The 4,376-nt window shown below is 74.3% G+C and carries 5 protein-coding genes and 1 pseudogene; 5 read left to right on the plus strand and 1 reads right to left on the minus strand.

Annotated elements, in window-relative coordinates:
• From AB0I76_RS23385 to AB0I76_RS23395, 3 genes and pseudogenes are all read left to right on the plus strand, one after another.
• A pseudogene (locus AB0I76_RS23385) lies at window positions 1–275 on the plus strand (hypothetical protein); the annotation flags it as partial.
• 76 nt (window positions 276–351) lie between these two features.
• Complete coding sequence (locus tag AB0I76_RS23390) at window positions 352–1,554, plus strand: MFS transporter (protein ID WP_357039187.1); 1,203 nt, start codon at window positions 352–354, stop codon at window positions 1,552–1,554.
• Between the two features lie 61 nt (window positions 1,555–1,615).
• Entirely contained in the window at window positions 1,616–2,095 is a 480-nt protein-coding gene (locus AB0I76_RS23395; protein WP_357039190.1) for a GNAT family N-acetyltransferase, read from the plus strand.
• Window positions 2,096–2,098: 3 nt separating this feature from the next.
• Here AB0I76_RS23395 and AB0I76_RS23400 read toward each other — a convergent pair whose 3' ends face one another.
• Window positions 2,099–2,686 (minus strand): M23 family metallopeptidase, encoded by a 588-nt coding sequence (locus tag AB0I76_RS23400; RefSeq protein ID WP_357039198.1) that lies wholly within the window; start codon window positions 2,684–2,686, stop codon window positions 2,099–2,101.
• 267 nt (window positions 2,687–2,953) lie between these two features.
• On the opposite strand from AB0I76_RS23400, the gene AB0I76_RS23405 reads away from it, so the two are divergent.
• Window positions 2,954–3,304, plus strand: coding sequence for a YciI family protein (locus AB0I76_RS23405; RefSeq protein ID WP_357039192.1), 351 nt, complete (start codon window positions 2,954–2,956; stop codon window positions 3,302–3,304).
• Window position 3,305: 1 nt separating this feature from the next.
• The gene (locus tag AB0I76_RS23410; RefSeq protein ID WP_357039195.1) at window positions 3,306–4,361 is read left to right on the plus strand and encodes a sigma-70 family RNA polymerase sigma factor; all 1,056 of its coding nucleotides are present in this window, start codon (window positions 3,306–3,308) and stop codon (window positions 4,359–4,361) included.
• The last annotated feature ends 15 nt before the right edge of the window (window positions 4,362–4,376 follow it).

Genomic DNA, 4,376 nt, shown 5'->3' on the forward strand with positions numbered 1-4,376 from the left:
ACCAGGCGTACTCGTCGCGGGTCGCGGCCCTGCGGGGCGCGGTCGCCGAGCTGGCGCGGTGGATCGACGCGGACCGGCGGTGGGACGGGCGGTTCCGTCGGGCGGCGCTGGTGCGCGCGACCGTGGAGAACGCCCTCGACGCCGACCCGGGCTCCCTGCACGCGCTGGCCTCGCACGTCGCCGCCGACCTGGCCGGCGCGGATCCCGAGCGCCTGCCGGGGCCGGTGCGATCGGCGGGCGCGACGCTGGCGATGCTGTTGTCAACGGATCGTTGACAGCAGCTCGCCGTCTTGCCTGTGAGTCACTCAAGAACCAGGCTGTGAGTCGTCCCGGCTCACGCTTGGAGGGCTCATGCGCCGTAACGCCGGACTGTTCGTGGCGATCTCCCTGCTGTCGGGCTTCGGCAGCAGCGCCATGTCCCTGGTGGCGGGGATCTGGATCCTCGACCTCACCGGCTCCACCGGCCTCGCGGCCCTGGCCGGGCTGTGCGTGTACGCCCCGGTCCTCGCCGGCCCCTGGCTGGGCGCCCTGCTCGACCGGGTGCCCCGGCGACCGCTGGTCGTCGGTGTCAACCTGGCGTTGGCCACCGTCCTGCTGACTCTGCTGACCGTCCGGGGACCGGACCGGACCTGGCTCATCTTCGTCGTGTCCTGCGCCTACGGCCTCAGCTACGTGCTGATCGACGCGGGCGAGACGGCGCTGCTGCCGTCCGCCCTGTCACCGGCACAGCTCGGCCACGTCAACGGCGCGCGCTCCAGCGCCCAGGAGGGCATGAAGCTGGTGGCTCCGGTGGCCGGCGCGGGCCTGTACGCGTGGCACGGCGGCCACGCGGTCGTCCTCCTCAGCGCGGCGATGCCGGTCCTCGTCGCCCTGCTGTACGCGGCCGTGCGGCTCGTACGGACGCCTCCCGACCTGCCGGCGGACCGGCCGGGCGGTTTCCGCGCCGGCCTCGCCGTCCTGCTCGGACAGCCGGCGCTGCGCATCGCCGTCGCCCTCGCCGCCCTGTCGATCGCCATGTCCGGCTTCACGACCGCCGCCACCTACGCGATGGTCACCACCGAACTGGCCCTGCCGGCGACGTTCCTCGGCGTCGTCCTCAGCGCCCAGGGCGCCGGGTCCGTCGTCGGGGGCCTCGTCGTGGGCCGGCTCCTCGGCAGTTGGGGCCCGGTCACCGTGGGCGTCGCCGGCACGACACTGTTCGGGGTCGGCTGCCTCGTCCGCTGCCTGCCCTGGTGGCCCGCCACTGTCGCGGCCTCGGTGCTGGCCGGCTTCGGCCTGCCCTGGGCACTGGTCGCCGCGGTGACCGCCCTGCAGCGACACACGCCGGCGGCGGTGCTCGGTCGGGTCGCGGCGACCGCCAACACCGCGATGTTCGGGCCCATCGTCCTGGCGATTCCCCTCGGCTCCGCCGCCGTCCACCTCGGAGCCCGTCCGACGCTGGTCGTGGCCGCGTCCCTCTGCCTGGCGTGCGCCGCCGCCGTGTCCCGTCGACGGCGACCGCGCGACGCCGGCGTCGGCATAGCCGCCGGCCCCGGCCTGATCCGCACCCGGTGATCCCGGCACCCGCCCCGGAACCGGGTTGTCGGGGGTCGTCGTGGGTGCGAGCATCGCTGCCGTGACCGTCGTGACCACCCGCCCCATGGAGCAGTCCGAGTTCGACAGCTGGCAGCAGGCCGTCGCGCGGCAGTTCGCCGACGCCCAGGTGGCCGCCGGGGTCTGGCCGGAGGAGGAGGCGCTCGACCGTGCCCTGGAGGGCAACCGGACCCTGCTGCCCGACGGACTCGACACCCGTCAGATGATCCTGCTCCGGGGTGTCCTGGCCGACGGCACGCCGATCGGCCGCCTGTGGATCGGGCTCACCCACCCGCGCGGGGTCGCCGGCTGCGCCTTCCTCTACGACATCGAGGTGGACCCGGAGTTCCGGGGCAGGGGCCTCGGACGGGCGTTGCTGGCCGCCGCCGAGGCGACGGCACGGGACCACGGAGCGACGCACCTGGAACTGAACGTCTTCGGGGACAATCCCGCGGCCATCGGTCTCTACTCCACGGCGGGCTTCCAGGTGGTCACCCAGCAGATGCGCAAGCGTCTCGCCTAGGGCTCACGCAGCGCAGTTGTTGCTCATGAGCCGCACCGTGTACTCCCGGTCGTCGGTGGTGATGCCGGAGGGTGACCCGTCGAAGAAGGTCTCGACCTTGTCCCAGCCCCGGCGCTGCTCGTAGTGCAGGTGCGGTGCGCCGGAGTTGCCGGTGCTGCCGACCCGCCCGATCTGCTCGCCCTGGGCGACCCGCTGGCCCTCCCGGACCAGCGGCGGTTCGAGCAGGTGGAGGTACTGCGTCTCCCACCTGCCCCCGTGGTCGATCTTCACCCAGTACCCGCCGCCACGACCCCGGGGGCCGTTCGGGTTCTCCGGGGTGCGACCGCCCAGGGAGCCGTTGATGCCCGCCACGGTGACCGTGCCGGCGTAGGAGGCGAGCACCGGCCGGCCCCACGCCTCGCCATCGGTGGGAAAGAAGTCGACGTCGTAGTCGTCGTGGCCGGGGTAGGTGCCGAGCTGCCACGTCTCGCCGCACGCGACCGGCATCTGGAAGAGCGGGCGCGGACCCGGCGGGCGCAGCATCGGCACGACGACCACGGCGAGGGCGACGAGGGCCGCGACCGCGCCGAGCGCGAGCACGGCACGGACGATCCGGGTACGGGTGCGGTTGGGCCTCGGGGTGGGGGTGCGGCGGCTGATGCGGTGCCGGGGTGGGTGGCCGAGCGTCACCGTCCCAAGGATGACAGACGCGCGCACGGCCCGGCCCCGGGGATGCCGGTCGGCTCCCCCGGCCGCACCGCCGGGGACAATTCCCGGGGGCCGGGCAAAAAATCTTCGGGGGCGTGTCCATCCGGCGGGGTCCCGTCCGTGGTGAGGGTGCGCGGCGACGGTGCCGCGCCGGACACCGAGGAGTGCGACATGAAGTACATGCTGTTGATCAACGCGGGCGCGGTCGGCGCGGAGGGCGGGGCCGCCGAGTGCACCGTCGCTGACTGGATGGCGTACGACAAGGAGGTCCACGAGGCCGGGATCTTCGTCTCCGGGGAGTCGCTGGCGGACCTGGTCACCGCCACCACGGTCCGGACCGGTCCGGACGGCCGGCGGCTCGTGACCGACGGGCCCTTCGCCGAGAGCCGGGAGGTCCTCGGCGGCTTCTACGTGATCGACGTGCCGGACCTGGACGCGGCACTGGACTGGGCGGCCCGCTGCCCCGGCTCGCGTGGGAGCGGGTCGGTCGTGGTGCGGCCGGTCGCCGACTTCGGAGGCTGAGGTGGACGACGCCGGTGCGACGCGCGGGGCTCCGCTGGCGGCGGTGGAGGCGGTGTTCCGGGAGGAGCACGGCCGGCTGCTGGCGGCCCTCGTCCGTCGCTTCGGCGACCTCGACCTGGCCGAGGAGGTGGCCTCCGACGCGATCGAGGCGGCGGTGGCGCGCTGGCCGGTCGACGGCGTTCCGCCGAAACCGGGGGCGTGGCTGATGACCCCGGCCCGCCGCCGGGCGGTCGACCGGCTGCGGCGGGACCGGGCACACGCGGCGCGCCTCGCGCTGCTGCAGGTGGAGGCCGACCGGACCGAGGCCGGCCCGATCGGGGACGTCGAGGGCGACCTCCCGGACGAGCGCCTCCGGATGTTCTTCACCTGCGCCCACCCGGCCCTCCCCGCCGAGGACCGGGTGGCGCTGACCCTGCGGTGCCTCGCCGGACTGACCACACCCGAGGTGGCGCGCGCCTTCCTGGTCCCGGTCGAGACGATGGCCAAGCGGATCACGCGGGCGAAGAAGAAGATCCGCGAGGCCCGCATCCCGTTCCGGGTGCCGACCGCGAGCGAGGTGCCCGAGCGCCTGCCCGGCGTGCTCCAGGTCGTCTACTCGGTCTTCACCGAGGGTTACGCGGCCAGTTCGGGCCCGCGCGTGCAGCGGCTGGACCTGGCCGAGGAGGCGATCCGGCTGGCCCGGATCCTGCGCCGCCTGCTGCCCGCCGAGCGGGAGGTGTCCGGCCTGCTCGGGCTGATGCTGCTGATCCACGCCCGGCGGGACTCCCGCACGGGGCCGGACGGCGCGGTGGTCCCGCTGGAAGATCAGGACCGCGGCCGGTGGGACCGCCCGATGATCGACGAGGGCCGCCGGCTGGTCGAGGTCGCGCTGACCGGCGGGCCGGCCGGTCCGTACGGGGTGCAGGCCGCGATCGCCGCGCTGCACGCCGAGGCGCCGGACCTGGCCAGCACCGACTGGCCGCAGATCGTGGCGCTGTACGAGGTGGTGCTCGCGCTGACGCCGGGTACTATCTCCCCCAACGGCTACACCTGCACATCGGATTGCGCTTTCGGTTGAGAAGGGTCACGCTCC

This window comes from Micromonospora sp. NPDC049799, assembly GCF_040656655.1.
In the GTDB taxonomy this organism is placed as follows: domain Bacteria; phylum Actinomycetota; class Actinomycetes; order Mycobacteriales; family Micromonosporaceae; genus Micromonospora.